Annotated in this window: 27 protein-coding genes; 20 read left to right on the forward strand and 7 right to left on the reverse strand. The window is 61.5% G+C overall.

Features of this window, described 5'->3' with window-relative positions:
- Nucleotides 1-18: 18 nt before the first annotated feature.
- From AC1965_RS01250 to cobJ, 10 genes are all read left to right on the forward strand, one after another.
- The gene (locus AC1965_RS01250; protein WP_483885499.1) at nt 19-189 is read left to right on the forward strand and encodes a CbtB domain-containing protein; all 171 of its coding nucleotides are present in this window, start codon (nt 19-21) and stop codon (nt 187-189) included.
- A gap of 227 nt (nt 190-416) precedes the next feature.
- Nucleotides 417-1,097: a CbtA family protein gene (locus AC1965_RS01255; RefSeq protein WP_483885500.1), complete on the forward strand. Its 681-nt coding sequence runs from the start codon at nt 417-419 to the stop codon at nt 1,095-1,097.
- The gene (locus AC1965_RS01260) at nt 1,097-1,594 is read left to right on the forward strand and encodes a hypothetical protein (RefSeq protein WP_483886952.1); all 498 of its coding nucleotides are present in this window, start codon (nt 1,097-1,099) and stop codon (nt 1,592-1,594) included. The genes AC1965_RS01255 and AC1965_RS01260 overlap by 1 nt, the downstream gene beginning before the upstream one ends.
- Before the next feature lie 75 nt (nt 1,595-1,669).
- The gene (locus AC1965_RS01265) at nt 1,670-2,044 is read left to right on the forward strand and encodes a DUF1636 family protein (RefSeq protein ID WP_483885501.1); all 375 of its coding nucleotides are present in this window, start codon (nt 1,670-1,672) and stop codon (nt 2,042-2,044) included.
- Nucleotides 2,041-3,075: a cobalamin biosynthesis protein CobW gene (cobW, locus tag AC1965_RS01270; protein ID WP_483885502.1), complete on the forward strand. Its 1,035-nt coding sequence runs from the start codon at nt 2,041-2,043 to the stop codon at nt 3,073-3,075. Before AC1965_RS01265 ends, cobW begins: the two co-directional genes overlap by 4 nt.
- Nucleotides 3,076-3,081: 6 nt before the next feature.
- Nucleotides 3,082-6,324: a cobaltochelatase subunit CobN gene (gene cobN / locus AC1965_RS01275; RefSeq protein ID WP_483885503.1), complete on the forward strand. Its 3,243-nt coding sequence runs from the start codon at nt 3,082-3,084 to the stop codon at nt 6,322-6,324.
- A gap of 11 nt (nt 6,325-6,335) precedes the next feature.
- Complete coding sequence (locus AC1965_RS01280; protein ID WP_483885504.1) at nt 6,336-7,466, forward strand: precorrin-3B synthase; 1,131 nt, start codon at nt 6,336-6,338, stop codon at nt 7,464-7,466.
- Nucleotides 7,456-8,085, forward strand: a complete 630-nt coding sequence (locus AC1965_RS01285) for a precorrin-8X methylmutase (RefSeq protein ID WP_483885505.1) — start codon at nt 7,456-7,458, stop codon at nt 8,083-8,085. Before AC1965_RS01280 ends, AC1965_RS01285 begins: the two co-directional genes overlap by 11 nt.
- A gap of 2 nt (nt 8,086-8,087) precedes the next feature.
- A complete protein-coding gene (cobI, locus tag AC1965_RS01290; RefSeq protein WP_483885506.1) occupies nt 8,088-8,819 on the forward strand; it encodes a precorrin-2 C(20)-methyltransferase in 732 nt (243 codons plus the stop codon).
- Nucleotides 8,816-9,550, forward strand: coding sequence for a precorrin-3B C(17)-methyltransferase (gene cobJ, locus AC1965_RS01295; protein WP_483885507.1), 735 nt, complete (start codon nt 8,816-8,818; stop codon nt 9,548-9,550). The genes cobI and cobJ overlap by 4 nt, the downstream gene beginning before the upstream one ends.
- On the opposite strand, the gene AC1965_RS01300 is transcribed toward cobJ, so the two are convergent.
- A complete protein-coding gene (locus AC1965_RS01300; protein WP_483885508.1) occupies nt 9,526-10,272 on the reverse strand; it encodes a cobalt-precorrin-6A reductase in 747 nt (248 codons plus the stop codon). The genes cobJ and AC1965_RS01300 overlap by 25 nt on opposite strands.
- Nucleotide 10,273: 1 nt before the next feature.
- Here AC1965_RS01300 and cbiE point away from each other — a divergent pair, with 1 nt between their 5' ends.
- Genes cbiE through cobF form a run of 7 tightly spaced genes read left to right on the forward strand, consistent with a single transcriptional unit; the run spans nt 10,274 to nt 15,700 of the window.
- Nucleotides 10,274-11,455 carry a precorrin-6y C5,15-methyltransferase (decarboxylating) subunit CbiE gene (cbiE, locus tag AC1965_RS01305; protein WP_483886953.1) on the forward strand — a complete coding sequence of 394 codons (1,182 nt, stop codon included), beginning with the start codon at nt 10,274-10,276 and terminating at the stop codon, nt 11,453-11,455.
- A complete protein-coding gene (locus AC1965_RS01310; RefSeq protein WP_483885509.1) occupies nt 11,452-11,829 on the forward strand; it encodes a cobalamin biosynthesis protein in 378 nt (125 codons plus the stop codon). The genes cbiE and AC1965_RS01310 overlap by 4 nt, the downstream gene beginning before the upstream one ends.
- Nucleotides 11,826-12,611, forward strand: coding sequence for a precorrin-4 C(11)-methyltransferase (gene cobM / locus AC1965_RS01315; RefSeq protein ID WP_483885510.1), 786 nt, complete (start codon nt 11,826-11,828; stop codon nt 12,609-12,611). The genes AC1965_RS01310 and cobM overlap by 4 nt, the downstream gene beginning before the upstream one ends.
- A complete protein-coding gene (locus tag AC1965_RS01320) occupies nt 12,608-13,930 on the forward strand; it encodes a cobyrinic acid a,c-diamide synthase CobB (protein WP_483885511.1) in 1,323 nt (440 codons plus the stop codon). Before cobM ends, AC1965_RS01320 begins: the two co-directional genes overlap by 4 nt.
- Nucleotides 13,930-14,655, forward strand: coding sequence for a uroporphyrinogen-III C-methyltransferase (gene cobA / locus AC1965_RS01325; RefSeq protein WP_483885512.1), 726 nt, complete (start codon nt 13,930-13,932; stop codon nt 14,653-14,655). Before AC1965_RS01320 ends, cobA begins: the two co-directional genes overlap by 1 nt.
- Nucleotides 14,652-14,954 carry a DUF1636 family protein gene (locus AC1965_RS01330; RefSeq protein WP_483885513.1) on the forward strand — a complete coding sequence of 101 codons (303 nt, stop codon included), beginning with the start codon at nt 14,652-14,654 and terminating at the stop codon, nt 14,952-14,954. Before cobA ends, AC1965_RS01330 begins: the two co-directional genes overlap by 4 nt.
- Entirely contained in the window at nt 14,951-15,700 is a 750-nt protein-coding gene (gene cobF, locus AC1965_RS01335; protein ID WP_483885514.1) for a precorrin-6A synthase (deacetylating), read from the forward strand. The genes AC1965_RS01330 and cobF overlap by 4 nt, the downstream gene beginning before the upstream one ends.
- 9 nt (nt 15,701-15,709) lie before the next feature.
- Here cobF and arfB read toward each other — a convergent pair whose 3' ends face one another.
- From arfB to AC1965_RS01360, 5 genes are all read right to left on the reverse strand, one after another.
- Nucleotides 15,710-16,132 carry an alternative ribosome rescue aminoacyl-tRNA hydrolase ArfB gene (gene arfB, locus AC1965_RS01340; RefSeq protein WP_483885515.1) on the reverse strand — a complete coding sequence of 141 codons (423 nt, stop codon included), beginning with the start codon at nt 16,130-16,132 and terminating at the stop codon, nt 15,710-15,712.
- A 397-nt stretch (nt 16,133-16,529) separates the two neighbouring features.
- Nucleotides 16,530-17,150 (reverse strand): queuosine precursor transporter, encoded by a 621-nt coding sequence (locus AC1965_RS01345; protein WP_483885516.1) that lies wholly within the window; start codon nt 17,148-17,150, stop codon nt 16,530-16,532.
- 63 nt (nt 17,151-17,213) lie between these two features.
- On the reverse strand, nt 17,214-18,101 hold the full coding sequence (locus tag AC1965_RS01350; RefSeq protein ID WP_483885517.1) for an esterase-like activity of phytase family protein: 888 nt from the start codon (nt 18,099-18,101) through the stop codon (nt 17,214-17,216).
- The gene (gene mepA / locus AC1965_RS01355; RefSeq protein WP_483885518.1) at nt 18,098-19,036 is read right to left on the reverse strand and encodes a penicillin-insensitive murein endopeptidase; all 939 of its coding nucleotides are present in this window, start codon (nt 19,034-19,036) and stop codon (nt 18,098-18,100) included. Before mepA ends, AC1965_RS01350 begins: the two co-directional genes overlap by 4 nt.
- Nucleotides 19,033-20,406 carry an MFS transporter gene (locus AC1965_RS01360; RefSeq protein WP_483885519.1) on the reverse strand — a complete coding sequence of 458 codons (1,374 nt, stop codon included), beginning with the start codon at nt 20,404-20,406 and terminating at the stop codon, nt 19,033-19,035. The genes mepA and AC1965_RS01360 overlap by 4 nt, the downstream gene beginning before the upstream one ends.
- A gap of 138 nt (nt 20,407-20,544) precedes the next feature.
- Here AC1965_RS01360 and AC1965_RS01365 point away from each other — a divergent pair, with 138 nt between their 5' ends.
- The 3 genes from AC1965_RS01365 (at nt 20,545) to yaaA (ending at nt 23,794) form a co-directional block, all read left to right on the forward strand.
- Nucleotides 20,545-20,832 (forward strand): YggT family protein, encoded by a 288-nt coding sequence (locus AC1965_RS01365; protein ID WP_483885520.1) that lies wholly within the window; start codon nt 20,545-20,547, stop codon nt 20,830-20,832.
- Between the two features lie 106 nt (nt 20,833-20,938).
- The gene (gene recQ, locus AC1965_RS01370) at nt 20,939-22,984 is read left to right on the forward strand and encodes a DNA helicase RecQ (protein WP_483885521.1); all 2,046 of its coding nucleotides are present in this window, start codon (nt 20,939-20,941) and stop codon (nt 22,982-22,984) included.
- A 30-nt stretch (nt 22,985-23,014) separates the two neighbouring features.
- On the forward strand, nt 23,015-23,794 hold the full coding sequence (gene yaaA / locus AC1965_RS01375; RefSeq protein ID WP_483885522.1) for a peroxide stress protein YaaA: 780 nt from the start codon (nt 23,015-23,017) through the stop codon (nt 23,792-23,794).
- An 8-nt stretch (nt 23,795-23,802) separates the two neighbouring features.
- On the opposite strand, the gene AC1965_RS01380 is transcribed toward yaaA, so the two are convergent.
- Complete coding sequence (locus AC1965_RS01380) at nt 23,803-26,001, reverse strand: response regulator (protein ID WP_483885523.1); 2,199 nt, start codon at nt 25,999-26,001, stop codon at nt 23,803-23,805.
- Nucleotides 26,002-26,083: the final 82 nt, after the last annotated feature.

Genomic DNA, 26,083 nt, shown 5'->3' on the forward strand with positions numbered 1-26,083 from the left:
ACGGTAAGGAGAACGACAATGACGACGATGACCAACACAGCCGGTATTGCCCGCGCGAAATTTGCCCCGGCGCTGTTTGCGGCCGTTCTGGGTGTGGCGCTGATGGCGCTGACCGGCCATGTGCAGGCTGCTGCCTTGCATGACGCCGCCCATGATGTGCGCCACGCGACAGGGTTTCCCTGCCACTAAGCGTCTAGCCGGGGGATTGGCCGGGGCTGCGCAGTGGCGTGGCCTGATGTGCCATGACCACCTTTTTTCATGCTGGCGGCGTTATTGCCCCTGATATTGCCTGACCGCATGCGCCGCTGAGCTTTCAGCGGCCTGTTGGCATTTTGGGGTGAAGGTATGCGGGCGATTGTGGTGCCGGTGCCGGGTTTGCTGCGCCTGCCACATGTACATCGACGAGGGTTTTTCCGATGTTTTCACGTTTTCTGACATCTGCGCTGTTTGCCGGCGCTGCTGCGGGTCTGTTGGCCGGGCTTTTGCAGCTGTATTTCGTTCAGCCGGTTCTGCTGCATGCCGAGCTATATGAAACCGGGGCGCTGGTGCATTTTGGGGCCGATCCGGTCGGCGCGCATCCCGATTTGCCCGGGCTGGACCCTGTCCGCGATGGGTTGAGCCTGATTTTCACGATGCTGACCTACACCGGTTATGCGCTGATCCTGCTGGCCGCGATGAGCCTAGCCGAGGAACGGGGGGCAAAGATTGATGGCCGCTGGGGGATCATCTGGGGCATCGCCGGATTTGTCGCCTTTCATCTGGCCCCCGGTTTCACGCTGGCCCCCGAAGTGCCCGGTGTGGCGGCGGCTGATGTATCTGCGCGGCAGATTTGGTGGTTTGCCACGGCGGGAGCAGCGGTTCTGGCCTTGTGGTTGCTGGCCTTTGGCGGTGGCTGGATGGGCTGGGGCGCGGCGGTGGTGTTGTTGATGGCGCCACATGTAATTGGCGCGCCCGAGCCAGACGCCTTTAGCGGGCCGGTGCCGACGGAGATTGGCGCGTTGTTCGCGGCACGTGCCTTTGGCGTTGGGTTGGCGGCATGGGTGTTGCTGGGCAGTTTCGCGGGCTATTTCTGGCAGCGCGAAGGGGCGCGGCTGTGATGGACAGATCGCTGGCTTTGTTTGCCATTGGGTTGGTCTTTGGCGGTGGCATCGGTTTTGCCATCGCCGCCAGCAACGGCGTGACGTTTGATGGCCATGATCACGGCGATCCTGCGGCCCATGGCGGTATGGATCATGGTGGGGCAGATCACGCGATGATGCACGATCAGCCGCTTGACCTGCCACCCGATGCGGCCCCGCAGATCAGCATGACAATAGCGCGGGACCCGATGGCGGGATATAACCTGCATGTGATGGTGCAGGATTTTGCGTTTTCGCCGCAGAACGCCAGTGGTGAGAATACCCCCGGCGAGGGGCATGCCCACGTCTATATCAACGGTGAAAAGCTGGGGCGGCTGTACGCCCCTTGGCTGCATATTGCCGAGCTGCCCAAGGGCGAGGTGACGGTTGAGGTGACGCTGAACAGCAATGACCACCGCCCGCTTGCGGTGGCTGGTGTGCCGATCACGGCCCGCGAGGTGCTGAGAGTTGAATAGGGCCATGCTTGCCCGACCCCTTATCATGCGCTAGGCCGCAAGGCGTGGCGCGGACAATCAAACTGGACCAAACCAATGACTGTAATCCTTCACGTATGTATGACCTGCCGCGCGGGCGAGGTGCTCGAAGAAGATGCGCCGCGCCCCGGTGCGCAACTGCATGCCGCCCTGACCGATGCAGGCGCGCCTGAGGGCGTGACCATTGTACCTGTCGACTGCCTGTCGGCCTGTTCGCAAGGCGCGTCGGTGGCGCTGTCGGCCCCCGGCAAATGGTCATATGTTTATGGCCGCCTGACCAAAGCTGACGCCGCCGATATCCTGGCCGGTGCCGCCGCCTATGCCGCGACCGATGATGGTCTGGTGCCATGGCGAGAACGCCCTGTTATTTTCCGCAAGCAAAGCCTTGCCCGTATTCCCCCATTGACCCTGCCGTTGGAGCCAACACCATGACCGATCTTGCAAAAATTCCTGTGACCGTGATCACCGGCTTTCTCGGTGCGGGTAAAACCACGCTGATCCGGCATTTGATGATGAACGCGGGCGGTCGGCGCTTGGCCGTTTTGGTCAATGAATTTGGCACCGTGGGCGTGGATGGCGATATCCTGAAATCCTGTGCGATCGACGATTGCCCGGCAGAGAATATCGTGGAGTTGGCCAATGGCTGTATCTGCTGCACCGTGGCCGATGATTTCATTCCGACGATTGAGGCGCTGATGGCGCTGCCGACACGGCCCGACCACATCCTTATCGAAACTTCGGGCTTAGCGCTGCCGAAACCGTTGCTCAAGGCGTTTGACTGGCCTGCGATCCGGTCGAAAATCACTGTGGATGGTGTGATTGCGCTGGCCGATGCCGAAGCCGTAGCGGCGGGCCGGTTTGCTGCTGATGTCGCGGCGGTGGATGCACAGCGTTTGGCGGATGACAGTATTGACCACGAAACGCCGCTGTCCGAGGTCTTTGAAGATCAAATTTCATGTGCTGATATCATTCTGCTGTCCAAGGCCGATTTGGCCGGGTCCGATGGTCTGGCCAAGGCCCGCGCGGTGATCGAAGCCGAAAGCCCGCGCAAGGTGCCGATTCTTGAGATGACAGAGGGTGTGATTGACGCCAATGTGGTGTTGGGTCTGAATGCGGCGGCAGAGGACGATCTGGCGGCGCGGCCGTCACACCATGATGGCCATGACGACCATGAACATGACGATTTTGAAACCGTCGTGATCGCCATGCCGGAAATCACAGATATTGCCGCGCTGGTCGCGTCGATTGAAACCCTTGCACGCGAGCAGGATATCCTACGGGTAAAAGGCTATGTCGCCGTCGAAGGTAAACCGATGCGCCTGTTGGTACAGGCCGTTGGCGCGCGGGTGCGCCAGCAGTTTGACCGCCCGTGGGGCAGCGATATGCGCGCCGGGCATCTTGTGGTGATTGCGGAACATGACCACGTTGATCTGGCCAAAATTCGCGCGACATTGGGGGCCTGACACGCCATGCACGTCGTCTTTCGCGAAAGCCACGGGTTGGAGGATACCGACACCCCCTATGATCCGGGGCAGACGCCCGCGGATCTGGTGGTGCTGTCGTTTTCCGACAGTGACCTGGGTGCTTTTGCGGCGGGGTGGCATCGTGCGGGCGGGATCGAGGGCAAGCTGCCCAGTCTTCGGTTGTGCAATCTGGTGGCACTGCGCCATCCCGCGTCGGTGGACAATTACATCGAACAGACGCTGACCGGGGCCAAGGGTATTTTGATCCGGCTGATCGGTGGCGAAAATTACTGGCCTTACGGCGTGATGCAGGTGCAGGATTTTGCCAGACGTCACGACATTGCGCTGGCTATATTGCCCGCGGACGGGCGCGAAGACGCTGCACTGGATGCGCATTCGACATTGCCGGTCTCGACCCTCCGGCGGCTGGCGCATCTGTGTGATGCGGGCGGGCCGGTGGCCGCACAGGCCGCGCTAGCACAGATGGCACTGGCGGCGGGTTTCTATGCCGGGCCGGTTCCGGGGGCCAAAGGCGTGCCGGAATGTGGTTATTACGACCCCGATCAGGGGGTCGTGGCTCAGGCTGATGTTGGCGGTGACGTGGTGGCGGTGACGTTTTATCGTAGCTACCTAATGGCCGCCGATACTGCGCCGATTGATGCGCTGATCCGGGCGTTGCGCGCGGCGGGGTTTAACGCGCTGGGTGTGTTCGTGCCGTCGCTAAAAGCCGACGCGGCGCGGGATTTTCTGGGCCACGTACTAGGCAACATGGCCCCGGTGGCGATTGTGAACGCAACGGCATTTTCCGGGCGTGGCGACGATGGCACCACGCCGCTGGACGCCCCTGGTTGCCCGGTGTTTCAGGTGGCGCTGTCGACCGCGCGGCGGCGTGACTGGAAAGGCAGCGAGCGGGGGTTGTCGCCTGCTGATCTCGCGATGCATGTAGTGTTGCCCGAGGTCGATGGGCGGATATTTACCGGGGTGGTGAGTTTCAAGGCACCGCAAAAGAAAGACCCACATCTGCAATACTCCCGCTTTGCCCATGCCGCCGAGGATGCGCGCATTGCGGCGGTGGTGGCACGGGTTGCGGGCTGGCATCGGCTGGCGCGGTCCGATGTGGCGGATCGCAAACTGGCACTGGTCTTGTCGACCTATCCTGGGCGCGATGATCAATTGGCCCATGCGGTCGGATTGGATGCGCTGGCCAGTGTCGAGGATATGTTGATGACGCTGGCAGCCGATGGTTATGCCGTGACGCCGGACATTGGATTTGGCCGCAGCCTGAGCGAGCGGCGGATCGCGTGGTCGGTCGCCGAGTACCGCGCGGCACTGGCGGCGTTGCCGCAGGCATTGCGCGATGATCTGACGGCGGCATGGGGTGCGGTGGAGGATGATCCGTTGGTACGCGACGGTGCGTTTCAGTTTGCCGCGCAGGCCTGTGGCAAGGCGCTGGTGGCACTGCAACCCGAACGCGGTGATGTGGGCGACCGCGAGGACAGCTATCACGATCTGGCACGTACGCCGCGCCATTCCTATGTGGCGTTTTACCTATGGCTGCGCGCGCAGGGCCATCACGCGCTGGTGCATATCGGTGCGCATGGCACGCTGGAATGGTTGCCGGGCAAGGCGGTGGCGCTGTCGGATGAGTGTTGGCCCGAGGCGCTTATTGGCGATCTGCCGGTGATCTATCCGTTTATCGTGAACGATCCGGGCGAGGCGGCACAGGCGAAACGCCGCATCGGTGCGGTGACGCTGGGCCATCTACCACCGCCGTTAAAAGACAGCGAAACGCCCGAGGGGCTCTTGCGGCTGGAGCGGCTGTTGGATGAATACTCGACTGCGGATGGGCTGGACCCTGGCCGCCGCGACCGGCTGGTTGAGACAATCCGTAGTGAGGCCCAGGCGGCGGGCGTTGAAGCCGATCTGGGGCTGGACGCGGCAAGCTCCGCCGCCGAGGCATTGACCCGCATCGACCGGTTTGTCTGCGACATTAAGGAAAGCCAATACGGCGATGGCCTGCATGTCTTTGGCGGTGGCGCAGGCGAATGGGAAGGGCTGCTGTGCGCTTTGGCGGGGCGCCGGGTTACGGCGGGGCCGTCGGGGTCTCCTTATCGCGGCCGCTCTGATGTATTGCCTACGGGGCGCAACCTTTATGCTATTGACCCGCGCAGCGTGCCGTCACGTGCGGCGCATGCGCAGGGGGTAAAGCTGGCCGAGGAACTGCTGCGGCGGCATTTGCAGGACCACGGCGATTGGCCGCGCGGATTGGTGATTGATCTTTGGGGGTCTGCCACCATGCGCACGGCGGGCGAAGAACTGGCGATGGCGCTGCATCTGGCGGGGTTGGCCCCCAAATGGGACGAGGGCAGCGAGCGGGTTTCCGGCTTTGAAGTCGTGCCGCTGACGCTGCTGGATCGGCCGCGTATTGATGTGACGTTGCGGGTGTCGGGGCTGTTTCGGGATGTGTTTCCGGGGCTGGGGCAGTTGTTCGAGGCCGGGGCGGCGGCGCTGGCCGACCGCGAGGAAGCGGCGGATATGAACCCTTACCGCACGCGCACGCCACGGGTTTTTGGGCCCAAGCCGGGGTCGTATGGTGTGAACATGGACGCGGCCTTGCACGACTATTCCGACGCCGGGCGTGCGGCGGCGGGGCAGGCGTGGTTAAGCGGGTCGGAATGGGCGATCAACGCGCAGGGTGAGGCACACCGGGACCGCGCGGCGCTGGAGGCGCAGTTGCAGCGCGCCGATGGCTTTGCCCATGTGCAGGATCTGGCGGAGAGCGACATCTTGTTGGCCTCGGATTACGCCAGTCATGAGGGTGGATTTGCCGCTGCGATGGCGCATCTGGGTGCGGCGAAACCGGCGATGTATCACATGGATCATACGCGTGCAGGCAGCCCGCGCGCCCGCACCATGCCCGAGGAAATTGCCCGCGTGGTGCGGGCACGTGCAGCGAACCCCGGCTGGGCAAGCGGCATGATGCGCCATGGTTTCCGCGGGGCAGCAGAGGTGGCCGCGACGTTGGATAATCTTGCCGCTTTTGCGCATCTGACGCGGGAAGTTCCGGCGCATTTGTTTGATCTGTACTATGACGTGACCCTAGGACGCGACGACCTGGTGGATTTCATGGCGGCTGAAAACCCCGCCGCCTTGCAAGCGATGCGCGACCGATTTGCGGCGCTGCGCGACGCGGGGCTGTGGATGACCCGGCGCAACTCGATCTCAGCCGCACTGGGTGTGGCGCAGTGAGGGGCGCGCCGATGGTAAAAGGCTGGTGCCCTGGTGCGCTGCGCCCGATGGTGTCTGGTGATGGGTTGATTGTGCGGTTGCGCGCGCCGATGGGCCGACTGACGCAGGCGCAGGCGGCGGGTGTGGCGGCGCTGGCCGGGCGGTACGGCAATGGGGTGATTGATCTGTCCAACCGCGCCAATGTGCAACTGCGTGGCATTGAAGAGGCAGGCTACGACGGGTTGATCGCGGAGCTGCGCGATCTGGGTTTGATCGACGCGGACGCAGATGCAGAAAAGCGGCGCAATATCGTCGTCACGCCGTTTTGGGGGGCTTGCGATGACAGCGCGGTTCTGGCGCAGGCTTTAGCCGACGCAGCGGCAAACCATACGATGCCGTATGTGTCGAGCAAGTTCGGCTATGCGGTTGATGCGGGCAAGGTCCCGGTGCTGCAATCTGCCCCTGCGGATATCCGATTTGAACGTGCGGCGGATGGGGCTCTGCTCTTATGCGCCGAAGGCGCCGCGCTGGGTAAGGGCGTCGCACTTGAAAGTGCCATAGCCGAGGCAACAGCGCTCGCCGAATGGGCGCGGATGCAGGGCGCTGGGCGCATGGCACGCTTGCTGGAAAGCGACGTGCCGCTACCCGACGGTTTTGATATGCCACGACAAATGTTGAATTCCCAAGCAGTGCCGGGACCGCATGATGCGGGAGTGATGGTGGCCTGCGCTTTTGGGCAGTTAGACAGCGAAACTCTGACGGCGCTGGCCACGCTTGGAACACTACGGCTGACCCCGTGGCGTATGGTTTTGATAGAGGGCGCAAATCATATGCCCGATTTGCCCGGGATCATCACCTCGCCCGCCGATCCGATGCTGCGGGTGGTCGCGTGTGTGGGTGCGCCGGGTTGCGGACAGGCATTGGGCAATACACGAGGTCTTGCGCGCGCCTTGGCAGCCGATGTGCCAGTGGGCCAACGCCTGCATGTATCCGGCTGTGCCAAGGGCTGCGCCACGCCGCAGCAATGCGACATTACCCTGACCGCACAGGCCGACGGTTATGATCTGATCCGAGCTGGAAAAGCTGATGCGCCCCCAATTGCGCGCGCCCTCATGCACGACGACATTATCCCCTATCTGAAAGAACCCGCCGATGCCCCATAGCTATATCACCGACGGTGCCGAGATTTACCGTCAGTCCTTTGCCACAATCCGCGCCGAGGCGGCGCTGGAACGCTTTACCCCAGAGGAAGAGATCGTCGCGGTGCGTATGATCCATGCCGCCGGGATGGTCGGGATGGAAGACCATGTGCGCTTTTCCTCTGGCATGGCGATAGCGGCGCGCGCAGCGCTGGAGGATGGCGCGCCGATCCTCTGTGACGCCTATATGGTCAGCGAGGGGATCACCCGCAAACGCCTGCCCCGCGAAAACGAGGTTATTTGTACGCTACGTGATCCGTCGGTGCCCGGATTAGCGGCCAAGATGGGCAACACGCGGTCGGCGGCCGCGCTGGAGTTGTGGCGGCCAAATTTGGCGGGCGCGGTGGTGGCTATCGGCAATGCGCCAACGGCGCTTTTCCATCTGCTGAACATGTTGCAAGACCCCGATTGCCCGCGCCCAGCGGCGATCATCGGCTGCCCGGTGGGGTTCATCGGCGCGGCGGAATCAAAAGAGGCACTGATGCAGGACTTGCCAGTGCCGTCCATGATCGTGCAGGGGCGTCTGGGCGGGTCTGCCATTACGGTGGCGGCAGTTAACGCGTTGGCGAGCAGGGTAGAATGACAATGGGCAAAGTAATCTGTGCGGGCCTTGGCCCCGGCGACCCGGACCTGATGAGCGTGAAATCAGATCGCGCCATTCGCGGGGCGCAACATCTGGCCTATTTTCGAAAAAAAGGCCGGGCAGGCCAGGCGCGGCGCATCGTCGAAGGTATGTTGCGCGATGATGTGGTGGAATACGCAATGGAGTATCCCGTTACTACAGAGTTGCATTTTGGCTCGGATGGTTACCGCGACTTGATGGTGGCCTTTTATGCCGACTGGGCAGACCGTCTGGCAGCGCTGGCGCAGGATCACGACGTCGTAGTGTTGTGTGAAGGGGATCCGTTTTTCTATGGCTCGTTTATGCATCTGCACACGCGGTTGCAGGGGCGTGTGCCGGTCGAAGTACTGCCTGCGATCCCCGGCATGGTGGGCTGTTGGAACGCGTTGGATACGCCGTTCACCTGGGGTGACGATGTAATGACGGTGTTAATGGGAACCTTGCCCGAGGATGAATTGATCGACCATATGCAGCGCGCTGATGCCTTGGTGGTGATGAAAACAGGGCGCAACCTGCCTGCGGTGCGCCGCGCATTGGCGGCGGTCGGGCGGTTGGATGATGCGTGGCTGGTAGAGCGTGGCACGATGCCTGATCAGCGTGTCGCCAAGCTGGCGGAAGTTGCCGACGATGACTGCCCCTATTTTGCGATTGTATTGGTGCATGGACAGGGTCGCAGGCCAGAGGCGGCGGCATGAGCGGGACGCTTTATATCGCGGGTCTGGGGCCGGGAGACGACGCCTTGGTGACGCCCGAAGTGACTGACGCATTGGCGCAGGCCACCGACGTGATTGGCTATATTCCATACGTAGCGCGCGTGGCGGCGCGAGAGGGGCTGACGCTGCACCCCAGTGACAATAGGGTGGAATTGGACCGGGCCGAGCATGCATTGCAACTGGCGCAAGCGGGCGCGCGGGTGGTGGTGGTGTCGTCGGGTGATCCGGGGGTGTTTGCCATGGCGTCAGCGGTTTTTGAGGCGGTGGAGCGCACCCCGGCGTTTGAAAGTGTGGATATCCGCGTGTTGCCGGGGATCACGGCGATGTTGGCGGCGGCGGCGCGGTTAGGGGCACCGCTGGGACATGATTTTTGTGCGATTAATCTAAGCGATAACCTCAAGCCATGGACGGTGGTCGAACACCGTCTGCGTATGGCAGCACGCGGCGATTTTGCCATGGCGTTCTACAACCCACGCAGCAAATCGCGACCGCATCAGTTTGCGGCGGCGCTCGAGATTTTGCGCGCGGAATGTGGGCCGGATCGGTTGATCAGTTTCGCCCGCGCGGTAAGCACGCCCGATGAGGCGTTCAACACCGTGACATTGGGCGAAGCGACGCCGGAAATGGCGGATATGCGCACGGTAGTTATTGTCGGTAATTCCGCAACGCGGCGGTTGGGGCGGTATGTCTATACACCGCGCAGTGCGCAATGATGCAGCCAGTGCAACACCTGCGTCAGATCGCTGGCGATCGTGTCGTCGGGCAGTCTGGGGCGTGCGGCCATGATAACGGGCAGGCCGAGGGCGCGGGCAGCGTCGAGTTTGGCGCGCGCGCCGCTGCCGCCGGCATTTTTCGCGACCACATGGGTGATGTGGTGTTCGCGCATAAGGGCGGTGTCAGCGGCCACATCGAACGGGCCGCGCGCCAGCACAATAGTGCAGCGCGGCAGGGGCAGCGGTTCGGTGGGGGCATCGACGAGCCGCAGCAGGTATCGGTGATGGGGTTTGACAGAGAACAGGGCGAGGCTCTGTTTGCCGATGGCCAGAAAAATGCAGGCCGGGCTATCGGGCAGGGCGGCGGGAAGGGCAGCGATGTCCGCCACTTCGGTCCAATCATCGCCGGGCTGGGGTTGCCAAGCGGGGCGTTCAAAACGGATCAGCGGGGTGTTGTTTTCGATGCAGGCGGTATGGGCGTTATTGCTCATGCCGACCGCAAAGGGATGTGTGGCGTCGATGACATGAGTGATACCCTCCAGCCGCAGAAAATCGGCCAGGCCCGCAGCACCCCCAAACCCGCCAACGCGTGTCGGCAAGGGCTGAGGCACCGGTCGGTCGGTCCGGCCCGCGTAGGAAAATATCGCGTCGATGCTCAGGCGCGCCAGTTCACGTGCCATCGCGCTGGCCTCGGTTGTACCCCCCAAGAGAAGGACGCGCATGATGGGTGATCCTTGGCTGAACATCATCGGAATGCCGGACGATAGCGCAGATGCGCTGCCTGCTGCAAGCCAAGCGGTACTGGCTGGGGCTGAGGTGATTTTCGGCGGGCCACGGCATTTGGAGCGTGTGGGCGCGGGGGCGCGAGGGCAGGCGTGGCCACTGCCGTTTTCGCTTGATCCGGTGTTGGCGGAGCGCGGGCGACCTGTTGTCATTCTGGCCTCGGGCGATCCGTTCTGGTTTGGGGCGGGCGGCAGTATCGTGGGGCATTTGGGTGCGGATGAATGGCGCAGCCTGCCTGCGCCATCGACATTTTCGCTGGTGGCAAACGCGCTCGGCTGGCGGTTGGAGGAGGTGACGTGCCATGGGTTGCACGCGGCATCTCTTGCGCAGTTGCGCGGCGTATTGGCGCCGCGGGGACGGATGATCTGCTTGCTGCGTGATGGCGATGGGCCGGCAGAGCTGGCGCGTTTTTTGTGTGAAAATGGCGCAGGGGCGGCGCAACTGCATGTGGCTGAACGGATGGGTGGTCCTGATGCACGGCTGCGCCATACGGCAGCGAATGGTTTTGATTTATCAGATGTGATGGCGCCGGTGGCAGTGGCTGTTGAATTGCCCGCCGACGTAGGACTGCCGCGCAGCGCTGGGTTGCCAGACGACAGTTTTGCCCATGACGGGCAAATCACCAAGGCGCCGGTGCGGGCGCTGACAGTTTCGGCGCTGGCCCCACGCACGGGGGACTTGCTGTGGGACATAGGGGCTGGGTCCGGCTCGGTTTCGGTTGAGTATTGTTTAGCAGGGGGGCGTGCGCTGGCCTTTGAACAGCACGAAAGCCGGGCAGCGAACGTGCGGAAGAACTGTGAGGATTTCGGGCTGGCGCACCGTATGATGGTGGTGCAAGGGCGCGCGCCAGAGGTTTTGATGGAAGAACCTATACCGGATGTGGTGTTTGTCGGCGGCGGTGGCAATGCTGCGCTCTATGACGATCTGTTTACGCGTCTGCCCGTGGGTACACGGCTGGTGGCGAACGGGGTGACGCTGGAAACCGAAGCGCTATTGGCGCAACTCCATGCGACGCGTGGTGGTAGCTTGCTTCGGATCGAATTGGCGCAGGCGGGGCCGCTGGGCAACATGCGCGGCTGGCAGTCGCTGCGCCCTGTTGTACAATGGAGCGTGACGCTATGAGGTTCGCAGGCATAGGGTTTCGTGGCGCGGCAACGCTGGCATCGTTGCGCAATGCGCTGGTGCGGGCGAACCCGGAGGGTAGCAAGATTGACGCGCTTGTGACCGAAGCGGCCAAGGCCCGCGCGCCGGTGTTTCGTGCATTCGCGCAGGAGCTGGGTGTGCCGGGCCTTGGCATCACGACCGAAGATCTGGCCGCGATGATCACGCCTACACAATCAGCGCGGATCACGGACAAGTTCGGTACCGGATCACTTTCTGAGGCCGCAGCACTGGCCGCTGGCGGACCCGGTGCGGTGTTGATTGCGGTGCGTGCTGTGTCAGACGATGCTATGGCCACGGCGGCCATCGCAGAAACGAAAGGAAATACCCCGTGACAGTCCACTTTATCGGCGCCGGGCCGGGCGCGCCTGATTTGATCACCGTGCGCGGGCGCGATTTTATCGCCGCTTGCCCCGTTTGCCTTTACGCCGGATCGCTGGTGCCAGAGGCGTTGCTGAGCCATTGCCCTGAGGGGGCCAAGATCGTGAACACCGCGCGGATGTCGCTGGATGAAATCATGGCGGAAATTGCAGCGGCTGATGCGGCGGGCCACGATGTCGCGCGCCTGCATTCAGGTGATCTGTCGGTGTGGTCCGCTATGGGCGAACAGTTGCGGCGCCTGCGAGCGATGGGAATTGCCTATGACGTGACCCCGGGAGTGCCGTCCTTTGCGGCCGCGGCGGCGGAACTGGGCGCGGAACTGACCCTGCCTGGGGTAGTGCAGTCGGTCATCCTGACACGCACATCGGGCCGCGCCACGGCGATGCCCGAGGGTGAGACACTGGAAAATTTTGCGCGCACGGGCGCGACCTTAGCGATCCACCTGTCGGTGCATGTGTTGGATAAGGTGGTTGCGGAATTGTCGCCGTATTATGGCGGCGATTGCCCCGTTGCCGTGGTGTGGAGGGCAAGCTGGCCGGACCAGCGGATCGTAAAAGCAACACTGGCGACACTGCGCACCGCGATTGGCGCCGAGATGGAACGCACGGCGTTGATACTCGTGGGCCATGCGATCGGGGCCGAGGAATTTGATGAAAGTCGGCTGTACGCAGGCGACTATGACCGCCGGTTTCGGCCTGTCGGCACTGACCCACGGTTCCCGGAGACATCATCATGATCCCCCCCGGCCTGTTGATTTCTGCCCCGGCCTCCGGCACCGGCAAAACCACGTTGATGTTGGGCCTTCTGGCGGCGTTGCGCGCTCAGGGGATCGCTGTGCAGCCATTCAAAAGCGGGCCGGATTATATTGATCCTGCATTCCATACGGCGGCGTCTGGTCGGGCGTCGTTCAACCTTGATAGTTGGTCGATGGCGCGTGCGCGGATCGACGGGCTGGTGGGCAACGCAGATGGGGCCGAGTTGATCCTGGCAGAAGGATCGATGGGTCTGTTCGACGGGGTGGCGATACCCGGGGCCTGTGGCAACGGGGCCAGTGCCGATATCGCGGCATTGATGGGCTGGCCTGTGGTTCTGGTGCTGGATGTGTCCGGCGCGGCGCAATCAGTGGCAGCCACGGCGCTGGGATTTCGGGAAATGCGGCCTGATGTGACATTGGCCGGTGTGGTCTTGAACCGGGTGGCATCACCGCGCCATGAAACGCTGGTGCGCGCGGGCATGGACGCTGTCGGCATTAAGGTGCTGGGCGCGCTGCCGCGGCGCCCCGAGATTGAAATGCCTGAGCGGCACCTGGGTTTGGTACAGGCAGGAGAGCAGGAAAACCTGCCAGAGCTACTGGCCGAGGCGGCGGCATTTGTTGCGGCACATGTCGATATCACGGCGCTGCGCGCGGCGGCGCGTGGCACGTTGCAGAACCCGCCCGCGCCCGCCCACATCGTCCCGCCCGGCCAACGCATCGCATTGGCGCAGGACAATGCGTTTGCCTTTGTCTATCCGCATTTGTTGGCAGGTTGGCGTGCGGCCGGGGCCGAGGTGTTACCGTTCTCGCCATTGGCCGATGACGTGCCCGATGACAGCGCTGATTGCTGCTGGTTGCCGGGGGGATACCCTGAATTGTATGCAGGTAAATTGGCTGCAGCAGGCCAGTTTCGCGCAGGGATGCAGACCTTTGCGCAAACCCGTCCCGTTCATGGCGAGTGTGGAGGCTATATGGCGATGGGCGCGGGGATTGTCGACAAGGAGGGCGCGCGGCATGAGATGGTCGGACTGCTGGGGCTGGAGACCTCCTTTGCCAAGCGCAAGATGCATCTGGGTTACCGGCAGGCAGACCTTAACGCGCGGATTCCTGGGTATTCAGCGCGTGCGGCGCTGCGCGGGCACGAGTTTCACTACGCTACGATCCTTGCGGAACCGGATGCGCCGCTGGCGCGCATCACTGACAGCAACGATCTGCTGGTGCCCGAAACCGGATCGGTACGAGAATTCGCGGGTGGCGGTCGGGCAACGGGGACATTTTTCCATATGATTGCGGCGATGTAATGGGCGGGTTTGTTTCCTTCGTGTCTTCTGGGCCAGGCGATCCTGAATTGCTGACCGTAAAGGCGGTGGCGCGGTTGCAGGCTGCCGATGTGGTGCTCTTTGACGACTTAAGCGCGGGCCCGATTTTGGAACACGCGCGGGTTGATGCGGATTTGATCGGTGTCGGTAAACGTGCCGGGCGCGCGTCGCCCAAACAGGATCATGTCAGCCGCGTCCTGGTGGACCATGCGCAGGCTGGCTTGCAGGTTGTGCGGTTGAAATCTGGCGACAGCGGCATGTTCGGCCGGCTGGAGGAGGAAATCGTGGCGCTGCGGGCCGCGGGTATTCCTTACGAAATTGTGCCGGGCGTCACCGCCGCATCGGCAGCGGCAGCAGCGGCCGGGATACCACTGACCCGACGGCTGACGGCGCGGCGGGTACAGTTTATTACCGGGGCGGATGTCACCGGTGACCTGCCTGCTGATGTGAACATGGCCGCACTGGCTGACGCTGGCGCGACGACAGTCGTCTATATGGGCAAGCGCACATTTACCGGGCTGGCGGCCCGGTTGATGGAACATGGGTTGCCGGGGGACACGCCTGCCCTTTTGGCAGAGGCGGTGTCGACCCCGGCAGAGAAAGTCACCCGTTTTACCATCGCGTCACTGGCGACCCATCTGGAAAGCGCGACAAGCACGACGCCCGCGTTGATTTTTTACGGGCCGCTGGCGGACTTCGAGGCGTGAAGGTGTTTGTATGTACCTCCTGTACCGCTGACGGCGGATTTCTGGACGTGATGCGCGCAGGGCTGGACGACGTTGATGTCAGCGGCGTCGACTGCATGTCGGGCTGCAGGCGGGCGCAGACCGTGGCCTTTCGTGCGCCGGGCAAGGTGGCTTATTTGTTTGGCGACATCACGGCGGATGACATGGATGATCTGCGTCGATTTGTGACGCTTTATGGCGCATCCCCGGATGGCACATTTTCTGATGCGCGGGTGCTGGGCGGGCTGCGCGACAAGGCCATGGCGAGGATACCGGGATGACCACGCTGGAGCTGACCTTGATCGGGATTGGCACGGGCAACCCTGAGCATTTGACCCTGCAGGCGGTGCGCGCGATCAATGCCCAAGACCTGATCCTGATCCCGCATAAGGGCGCGGGAAAGGATGATCTGGCAGGGTTGCGGCAGGCAATCTGCGATGACCTGCTGACCAATAATGCGACCCAGATCGTAGAGTTTGACCTGCCTGTGCGCGATCCGGCGATTGCCGATTACCCTACGCGGGTGGATCAATGGCACGATGCGATCGCAGACGCGTGGCGCGCGGCGATTGCGCAGTACCCGAAGGCCCAGCGGGTAGCGTTGTTAGTATGGGGCGATCCGTCGCTATATGATAGCACCTTGCGGATTGCCTCGCGGTTGCGGCCCCCACCGCAGATGCGGGTCATCCCCGGGATCACCTCGATGCAAGCGCTGACAGCATCACATGCAATTCCGGTAAATGAGATCGGCGCGCCGTTTATAGTGACCACGGGGCGGCGGCTGCGCGATCATGGCTGGCCGGATGGCGTTGATACGCTGGTGGTCATGCTGGACGGCGATTGCGCGTTTCAGACGCTCGATCCGGCGGGAATACATATCTGGTGGGGGGCTTACGTGGGGATGAAAGAAGAAATCATCCGGCAAGGTGCGCTGGCTGATTTGGCGGATGAGATCATGGCAGTGCGCACAGCGGCGCGGGCAGCGCATGGCTGGATCATGGATATCTATATTCTGCGCAAAAGCTAGGTTCGGGCGTTAGGTATCGGGATCGACCTTGCCCCGCATGGATTTGACCTCGCCGCGTACTTTCTTGGCTTTCAGCCGACGCTTTTTTGACCCCAGGGTCGGGCGTGTAGCGATACGGCGTTTGGGCGGCGTCAGTGCGGTGCGGATCAACTCCGCCAGCCGTTCGCGCACCAGATCGCGGTTGCGTGCCTGGCTGCGGGTTTCGTCACATTGTAAGACCAGTGCGCCCTCGGTTGTCCAGCGGCGGCCTGCCAGACGACGCAGGCGGTTTTTGACCGGAGTGCTCAGTGAGGGCGAGGTGGCGGCTTCGAAACGCAATTCGACGGCGGACGAGACCTTGTTCACGTTCTGCCCGCCGGGGCCGGAGGCGCGCATGAAGCTTTCGGTCAGCTCCCAGTCTTGTATCGCGATGTCGTCTTTGATGTGCAGCATGAGCTCTCCTTGTCCGGCAACATGCCAGTCTGCGGGGCAAGGGTGAAGGGGATAGATGCGAAATGGGCCGCCCCGGTAAGGAGCGGCCCAATCGAATGGTTTCAGGAGGGGGATCGGTTAGATCGGTGATCCACCTGGGTGGCTGCGTCTGCCAAGGGCTGCCTTAGCAGGAAACCTCCCAAGCTGTTCCGACACCTCGCTCCAATACCTTTCTTGACACTGGATCACCTCCTTTACATTTGTTGAACTCACTTGAATCGTTGCACAAGTTTCGCAAAACGCAAAATGTTTTTTTCGTGAGACGCCAGGTGGTGTGGCTTTTGCGCCGGTTGGATTGAGGGGGCGTTCCGCCCCCTCAAACTCCCCCTGAGGAATATTATGACCAAAAAGAAGGGGGTCAGGGGGTGGTGGTCAGCCGGGCCGTGATTAGTCGAAAGGGGATCAAAGCGATCAATGCGATCGCAAGTTTGACCGACCAATCTGCAATGGCAAGCGACACCCAAAGTGGCGCGACGGGACCTGCGCCCAGCAGCGGAAGCGCCTCGGTGGCCCAAGCCACGTCGGTGCCGGGGTGCAGAAAGCTGAGAGCGCCGGAAAAGGCGATAGAGAAGAACAGTGCGGTGTCGATCGCGCTGCTGATTAAGGTGCTAATCAGGGGTGCGCGCCACCATGCGCCGGCACGCAGCCTGTTAAAGACCGTGATGTCGAGCAGTTGTGCCACGAGAAACGCGGTGGCGGAGCCGATTGCGATACGAATGGTCACCAGCGGGCCAAATTCACCCATGATCTGTGTTCCGATCAGCGAGCAAATCAGCCCAACGCCAAAGCCGACCAATACCACGCGGCGCGCAGCGGGGGCGCCGTAGACGCGGTTCATCACGTCGGTGACGAGAAAGGCGAGCGGGTAGGTGAAGGCGCCCCAGGTCAGCCATTGGCCGAAAAGAAACTGGACGAGGATATTTGAGGCCACGACGATGGCGGCCATGGCAAGGATGCCGGGAAGGTATGTGCGTGTCATATGTAAACCGTTTTGTACAAGGGTGCGGCGACTTGGCCTGCGAGGATCGCAGACGGGCTGGCTTTAGTCTGGCTGGGGGCTGGGCGCAAGGGTAAGCTCGACAACCTGAGTTTGCTGTATGGCAAAGAAGTTGTCGTCAGAAATCAGCGACAGGCGCGTTTGGTCGTTGCTGTCACGCCAAATGCTGAGCGATTCGAGGTTGTCAAACTGGCCGGGTCTGCTTGTGAACAGTGCGACTTCGCCCAGGTCAGGCGCGTCCAGAGTGAAGCGGCGGATGCGGCTGCGAAAGCCCAGAGGCGTAATAGCGCGTTCCAGCACGTACAGATCACCGTTGTCGGCAAAATCGGCGCCGACCGGCAGGAAGGGGCCGCGCCGTGGGATATGAGCATTGATGACCCATGTTCTGCCGTTAAAGACGTAAACGGGAAAAGGCTGGTTTTGCCCGCCTGAGCGTTCTGGCAGGGCAAAGAGGCTACCATCGGGGTGAATCGCAAGCGCCTCGAGCCCGGAGTTGGGTTGCAGCTTGGCGAAGTCTGGGTGCGCCCGCAGCGGGGTGCTGAGCCCTGTGCGAGGATGCAGGCGCACGACGCGGTGGTCATGTTCGAAGGAGGCGTAAAGCTGACCGTCTGCGCCCTTGGCAAGCCCTTCGGCATCACTATAGCCCAGCCCGAGCACACGCCCATCAGGCGATTTCAGGCTGGCGCTATGGCTAATGTCGATACCAGCCAGTTCGCCATCCTTGCGGATCATTTGGCCCTGCGCCACACGACCGCGATCGGTTACGATTGTGATCTCGGTGCCATCGCTGCTGACCTCGGCGCCGGACAGGCCACCGAACCACGGTGCGGCATGATGCCAGACAAATACGCTGTCCAACCGCAGTGCAGGACCCTCCTGCGCACCAACAGGGGCGCAGGAGGTGAGGCAGAGCAGCAAGAAAAGCGGGATCAATCTGTGTGCAGGACGGCGTTGCATTGTGCAGGCAGGTCCGCCAGCACCAATTCGCGCCGCGGCTTGGATTTTGGCGGGTTCGGGTTTGGTGGCGGTGGGTTCAGGATATTGCGCTGCCACTGGCGCGCGTCTTCGCAGCCGTCACCTGCGGGAGGCGCCGCCTGATCGACGCAGCCGCGTGCGCCTTTGGGGCAGGATAGCCGGACGTGAAAGTGATAGTGGTGGCCGTACCATGGGCGAATTTTGCGCAGATAGCTGCGGTCGCCTTTTTCATCGTCACACATCTGCACCTTGGCGCCGGGAAAAATGAAGATACGTGCAGTACGGGGATCCTGGGCGGCGGCCTTGACGATTTCGTGGTGCGCGCGCGTCCACGAAGAATTTACATAAGCCCCGTTGGACCGACGCATCGAGATGGACGAGATGCTTTCGCGTTGTGCCCGGCTAAGGGTCAGGGACTTGGGCGGCAGCATCCAGATGTCGGCGTCCAGGCCGATCTGGTGGCTGCTATGACCGGTTAGCATCGGCCCGCCACGTGCCTGGCTCATATCGCCGACGTAGATTCCAGCCCAGCCCGGTTGCTGCGCGGCCTTGGCGCTAAGCTTTTTAACCATATCGATCGTTTCAGGATGCGCCCAATTGCGGTTGCGTGACAGGCGCATCGCCTGCCATGTTGGCCCCGTTTCGGGCAGTTGCGCGCCACCAGCAAGGCAGCCCTTGGCATAGCTGCCATAGGGTGCTGCACCCTGACGCGATGGCGTGCCTTTGGCGCCAAACAGGTTTTTCGCCTGCACATTGCTAAGCGCCCCGCCAGACGAGCCTATGGTAGGCAACACCACGGATTTACCGCTGATGTCGGTCTCGGTCTTGTTTCCCCCACAGGAGCCGAGAACGAGGGCAAGAGCGGCGCAGGCCACAAGCCGGTGCAGGATCATTTTGCGAAATCTCCCTTTGGTTTCACCCATGCTAGCAGGATCAACCCGATGATGAACAGCCCCACAACTGGGGTAATGCCAAGCCGCTGACTGCCAGTAACATCGCTGGCGATACCGATCAGCGCCGGGGCTAGGAACGACGTAGCTTTGCCGGACAGCGCGTAAAGGCCAAAAGCTTCTGTCATGCGATCGGGATTGCCTTGGCGGGTCAGCATGTTGCGCGATGACGCCTGCAAAGCGCCGCCCGCTGCGCCGATCAGCGCGCCGGAGATGTAGAAAAGGATATCAGGCAAGGCAGAGCCGGTCGGCAAGGATATGCCCAAGACCGATGACGGGGTCAGCGAGATGATCAGGCAGGCCGTAAAGATCAGGATCACGCAGCAAGCCACGATAACGGGCATCGGGCCGATGGCGCGATCAACCCGCCCGCCGATCACACAGAAGATTGCGCCAGATACTGCCGCGAGGATGCCAAATATTCCGATCTCTTGGATAGACCATTCAAGCACGCCGAGCGCGTAGATGCCGCCAAAAGTATACATGCCGTTCAATGCGTCACGGTAGAACATCGACGATCCAAGATAGGCCAGCAACGAAGGATGATTTGGAAGCTGGCGTAGGGTGCGCCACAGGTCAGACAGGCCCTTGCCGATGCGGTAAGTTTCCGCCGCGGCCTTGGGTGTGTCGCGGACATAAAGAAAGAAGGGCAGCATGAAAACGACGTACCAGATCGCAGTTAGGGGACCAACGATGCGGGTATCCGCCTTGGTTGCGGTATCGAGGCCAAAGAGCGGTGCGATCCCGGCCATCGTCTTGCCGCTTGTTCCGCTTTGGAATAGGGCGATCATGGCGATCAGGGCCAGCACCCCACCGGCATATCCAAACGCCCAGCCGTCGCCGGAGATACGCCCGCGCTCATTTGCGTCGGGGTGCAGTTCGGGCAGATAGGCATTGGTGAAAATGGTGGCAAATTCCATCCCGATCAAGCCGATGCCAAAAAAGAACAGCGCCCAGAGGACTGAAAAGTCTTGTGGCGCCGTGTACCACAGGGCCGCCGCCCCCACGACATACATCGCCGAGAACAGCCATATCCAAGGCAAACGTTTGCCGGAGGAATCCGCAACGGCACCGAGGATCGGGGCGAGAATGGCAATCGCGATACCGGCGATGGCCAGCCCATACCCCCAATAGGCCTGCGCCTGCGCCTTGGCGGCAGACAGGTCCATTCCGCCACTCACAAGAGACGCGGTGGCCGTCTGGGCGAAGTATGGGCCAAAGATGAAGGTCAGCAACAGCGTGTTGTATGGCTGGCTGGCCCAATCGAAAAAGTACCAGCCCCAGATGCGCTTGCGCGGTGTGATTATTGCCATATGCCCCATCCCGTTGTTGGGGAATGGTAGAGCAGGCGGCGCGGTGTTTCGCAAGATAAGGTTTTGCGATGGGGGGCTGGCTCTTGCCCTTTGGGCGGGGCAGGCTTAACTGGTTTGCAACCAAGCAAGGGGTATTCCATGACGTCGCTGTTCCAGATTTTGATGCTGTTGTTGAACATCGTGTGGTTCATTGTGATCGCGCATGTTGTCATGTCGTGGCTGATCAATTTCCAAGTGCTGAATCTGCGGCAACCTCTTGTGGCACAGATATGGGATGGGCTGAACCGGCTGCTTGAACCTGTGTATAGCCGCGTGCGCAGCGTCATTCCCCCTATGGGTGGGCTTGATTTGGCCCCGCTGATCGTGCTGATCGCCGTCGCGATCTTGCGCATCGTATTGATCAACAATGCGGCGGCGTTTTACTAAACCAGCCGCGCTTCGGCATATTGACTGAACAGCCAAACGGGACTTGTTCACGATTTGTTAGTGTGGGAGTCTGCATGAAAAGAGCAGACAATTTGACAGGTTTCCCATGACAGGCGCTGCCACGCTTCTTCGTGATGTATTTGGTTTCGATGGGTTCCGGCCCGGCCAACAAGAGATCGTCGAGGCGGTTGTTGCTGGCGAGAACGTGCTGGCCATCATGCCAACAGGTGGCGGTAAATCCCTGTGTTTCCAGTTGCCTGCTCTCTTGCGCGAGGGGGTGACCGTTGTCATCAGTCCGCTGATCGCGCTGATGCGCGATCAAGTGCGCAGCCTGCAAGAGGCGGGTGTCGCGGCGGGTGCGCTGACCTCTGGCAATACCCCCGAAGAAACCGATGCGGTCTGGGAGGCATTGGAGGCGGGAACGCTAAAGCTGCTTTACATGGCGCCGGAACGGTTGGCGGCGGGATCGGCCATCGGAATGTTGCGCCGCATCGGCGTCAACATGATCGCGGTGGACGAGGCGCATTGCGTCAGCCAGTGGGGCCATGATTTCCGGCCTGACTACCTGCGCATCGGCGAACTGCGGCGGACCTTGGGCGTGCCCTTGGCCGCCTTTACCGCCACGGCGGATGCTGAGACGCAGATCGAGATTGTGCAAAAGCTGTTTGACGGCGAACCGCCACGCGCCTTCCTGCGGGGGTTTGATCGGCCCAACATCCACCTGGCCTTTGCCGCAAAGAACAAACCGCGCGACCAGATCTTGAATTTCGCCGCCGCGCGCAAGGGTCAGTCGGGTATTGTCTATTGCGGAACGCGCGCCAAGACCGAAGGGCTGGCCAAGGCGCTGCGCGATCAGGGTCAGATGGCTTTGCATTACCATGGCGGGATGGAAGCGGAGGACCGCCGCATCGCCGAGCGCCGTTTTCAGCAAGAGGATGGGCTGATCGTCGTGGCCACGGTGGCCTTTGGCATGGGGATCGACAAACCTGACATCCGCTGGGTCGCTCATGCCGATTTGCCCAAGAGCATTGAGGCCTATTATCAGGAAATCGGCCGCGCCGGCCGTGATGGCGCGCCTGCCGAAACCCTGACGTTATTCGGGGCCGATGACATTCGCCTGCGCCGCAGTCAGATTGACGAAGGGCTGGCCCCGCCAGAGCGGCGGGCGGCGGATCACGCGCGGCTGAACGCCTTGCTGGGCCTTGCCGAAGCGCTGGAGTGTCGGCGCAAGACCTTGCTTGGGTATTTCGACGAGAGCGAGGTCACTTGTGGCCGCTGCGATCTGTGTGACACCCCGGCGGATGTGTTCGACGGCACCACGGCGGTGCGCAAGGCGCTGTCGGCGATGTTGCGCACCGACGAATGGTTCGGCGCGGGGCATCTTATCGACATTCTGCTGGGAAATGAGACCGACAAAGTAAAACAGCGCGGCCACCAATCGCTGCCGACCTATGGCGTGGGTGGCGAATACAACCGCAACGAATGGCAAGCTGTATTTCGCCAGATGATGGGCCACGATCTGGTGCGCCAGGACGGCGAACGCCACGGTGCGCTGCGCATGACCGATGCGGCGCTGCCGATCCTGCGCGGCGAGGCGCAGATCAGCCTGCGGCGAGATAGCATCAAGGCCGCGGCAAGCAACCGGCGGCCTGCAGTCAAGGAAATGGTCAGCGACGAAGACGCGCCGCTGCTCAGCGCGCTCAAGGCCAAGCGGCGCGCGCTGGCCGAAGGTGCCCGCGTGCCCGCCTATATTATCTTCACCGATCGTACGTTGATCGAAATGGCCGAAACCCGGCCCGAAAACCTGGACGGCATGGCGCGGATCGGTGGGGTGGGGGCGAAAAAACTCGAAACCTACGGCTCTGCGTTTCTAGAAGTAATCAACGGCGAGGCGCGCCCGATGCATAAGGCGCGGCGCAAATTGGCTGGGCGTGAGGCGGGCAATGTTTATGACCAGTTGCTTCAGGTGCAGGCTAATCTGGCCCGCGGCGAGGCGGGCACCGACAAACCGATGAGCTGCTCGGCGTCGCTGTTGGCCAAAGTCGCGCAGATGCGTAGCGCGGACAGCAATGCGATGGAACGTCTGCTGGGCGACAAGCGCGCCGAGCGATTTGGCCCGGCCTTTCTGGACGTTTTGCGGGACGCAGGTTAGACCTGCGCGAGCATACAAAAGGGGAACGCGATGTTGGTGGTGATTTCGCCGGCCAAACGGCTGGATTGGGCAGAACGCGATGTCGCGGTGACCCAACCCGACTTTCAGGACGATGCGATGCGGCTGGCGACAACCGCTCGCAATCTGACACTGGGAAAGCTGAAAAGCTTGATGGATCTGAGCGATGATCTGGCGCGGTTGAACCGGGATCGTTTCCAGGCGTTTGAAGCAGAGCCAGCGGCAGACGTGACGCGCCCTGCGGCCCTGGCGTTTGCCGGGGATACCTATCAAGGGTTGGAAGCGGCAAGCCTTGATACCGATGAAATGGCCTGGGCGCAGGAACATCTACGCATCCTGTCAGGGCTATACGGTGTGCTGCGACCGTTGGATGCGATCCAGCCTTATCGGTTGGAAATGGGCAGCCGATTGAAAACGCGGCGCGGGTCCAATCTTTATGATTATTGGCGCGATGATCTGTCCAAGGCGCTGAATGCGCAGGGCGCGGCGGTTGGCAGTAATGTCTTGATCAACTGTGCGAGCCAGGAATATTTCGGTGCTGTGGCGCCGAAGGCGCTGACGCTGCGGGTGATCACACCACAGTTCATGGAAGACAAGGGCGACGGCAAGGGCCCAAAGATCGTCAGCTTTTTCGCCAAGAAAGCGCGGGGCGCGATGGCGCGGTTCATCGTGCAAAAGCGTTTGACCGACCCGGAGGCGCTGCGCGATTTTGACAGCGGCGGATATGCATGGCAGGCCAATCTGTCGACGCCCGAGCGTCCGGTGTTTATCCGGCCCTATTCAGCAGCCTGAGCCGCACTTCAGGCGGTTGCCGGCGGGAGGGGCGGACGCATGTCAGGCGTCCGCGACTGCACAATCCTTTCTAAAATCAGCGGCTTGCGCAGCGGTTTTGTGAGATAATGATCCAGCCCGGCGGCGAGGATGACAGCGTCGTCGCCATCCATCGCATGCGCGGTCAGCGCCACGATGGTTACATGGCCCCCGGTTGCGACTTCCAGCGCGCGGATCGCATTGGTGGCTTGCTTTCCGTCCATCTTGGGCATCGAGATGTCCATGAAAATCAGATCGGGTTTAACTGCGCTGAATTTCTCAACCGCTTCTTCTCCGTTGTTGGCAAATGTCAGTTCAATGTCGAGCTCTTTGACCATCTTGCGAAACACCAATTGATTTGTCTTGTTGTCCTCGGCGGCCAGAATGCGCATCTGACGTAGAATGGGTTCAGCCGTCGCTGTGGGGGCGGGCGGGGGCGCGGGTACGTCATCCGTCCCGGCAACCTCCATGTTTAGCGCGCCCAGGCGGATCATCAGTTCCTGCCGTGGAACAGGCTTTTGTAGAAGGCCTAGCAGGTGATCACGGGCTGGATCGCCTTGTGCCAAGCCGGGGTTCGAACTCAGTAGGATGATCGGGGTCTCATTGCCGTTGCGGTGCAGCTGATCGACCAGTTCCAGCCCCGTCATACCGGGCATAATATGATCGGTCAGGATCAGATCAACGCTGTCGTCGAGTTGCGCCAAGGCTTCGGCGCCACTGGCGCAACAGGTAACCGCGATGCCGAGATGTGCCAATTGCCGCTGAAGGATGGTGCGGTTGGCATCCAGATCATCCACCACCATGATGTGACGCAACCCATCGGGTAGCACGGGGCGCGGCCGTGGCGCTGCGCCGCAATCGGCCAGATCAATGCGAAAACCGAAACAGGTGCCTTCACCTTCGGTGGAGGTGACCCAGATTTCACCGCCCATCATGTCGATCAACCGCTGCGAGATGGCAAGCCCCAGCCCGGTGCCGTCAAACTGGCGGTTGCGTTCGTTTTCGACCTGGTTGAATTCACCAAAGATGTGGTCGACCATATCGGCCGGAATGCCGATGCCGGTGTCTTCGATGCTGACGTGAACCGCGGTGTTACCGTCGGGATTGCCCGGCACACCGGTGACGCGCACAAGCACATGCCCTTCGGCAGTAAATTTGACGGCATTGCCGATCAGATTTGTCATCACCTGCCGTATGCGCCCCGGATCGCCGACCAGTTGCGTCGGCAGGAACAGATCGTAATCCAGCAGTAAATCCAGCCCCTTGGTCCGGGCCGAGGGCTGTAGCAGCAACAAGATTTCCTGAATGGCGCGTTCCAGATCAAAAGGTTCGGGATATAGATCAAGCTTTTTGGCCTCAATCTTGGAATAATCCAGCACGTCATTGATGATGACCAGCAGCGCCTCGCCTGAATTCTTGATGGTGTCGACATAAAGCTGTTGTTCCGAGGTCAGGTTAGTGTCCGTCAGAATGTCGGCCATGCCGACCACGCCATTCATTGGCGTTCTGATTTCGTGGCTCATATTGGCAAGGAAAGCAGATTTTGCGCGGTTGGCGCTTTCGGCGACGGTGCGCGCTTCTTCCAACTGTTGCTCGTACTTCACCGTTGACGTGATATCGAGGCAAAGCGACACCATGTCACCGCCCGAGCCGCGCTGATCAACCAGCCGCACATAGTTGTCATTCCAAAGGCGGATGATGGTCGATTCCGGCCGGTGCTGTTGCAGGCGTTTGGTCATCACCTGACGCCAGGCGCGTGCCGACATATCACCCGTGTCCACGATACCCTCGTCTGTCATCAGTTGCAGGATGGTGACAAAGTTAACGCCGGGTTTGATCACTTCGAGACCGTCAAAAACATGCAGATAGGCACGGTTTGCCATGATCAGATTGTTGTCCGAGTTGAACAGGGCAAAGCCGTCCTTGATAGCGTCAATGGATTGCCAAAGCCGCCGCTCGGTGATCGCAATCTTTTGGTTGGCGGCAGTCAGGTCGGATTTTACGCGTTGATTCTCGCCGCGGATGGTTTCCACCTCGGCGCGGGTTTCGACAATTTCCTCGCTCAGTTGCTGTGCGTGCTGCCCCAATTTGCGGTTCGCGGCGAAAAGCTCCGCCTTTTTGAGTTCGAGCATACGTTCAGCCGCGAGTCGGCTGCGCCGCTCCTCCGTCAGCTTTTGGGCAAGGCTCATCTGTGCTCCGGCGTGGCGAATGGGTCTTTGGGGGCAAACTGCGTGATCTTGGTAAATATCTAATTAAGCGTTGGAGGCTTTA

Source organism: Sulfitobacter sp. KMM 9851, from assembly GCF_057178245.1.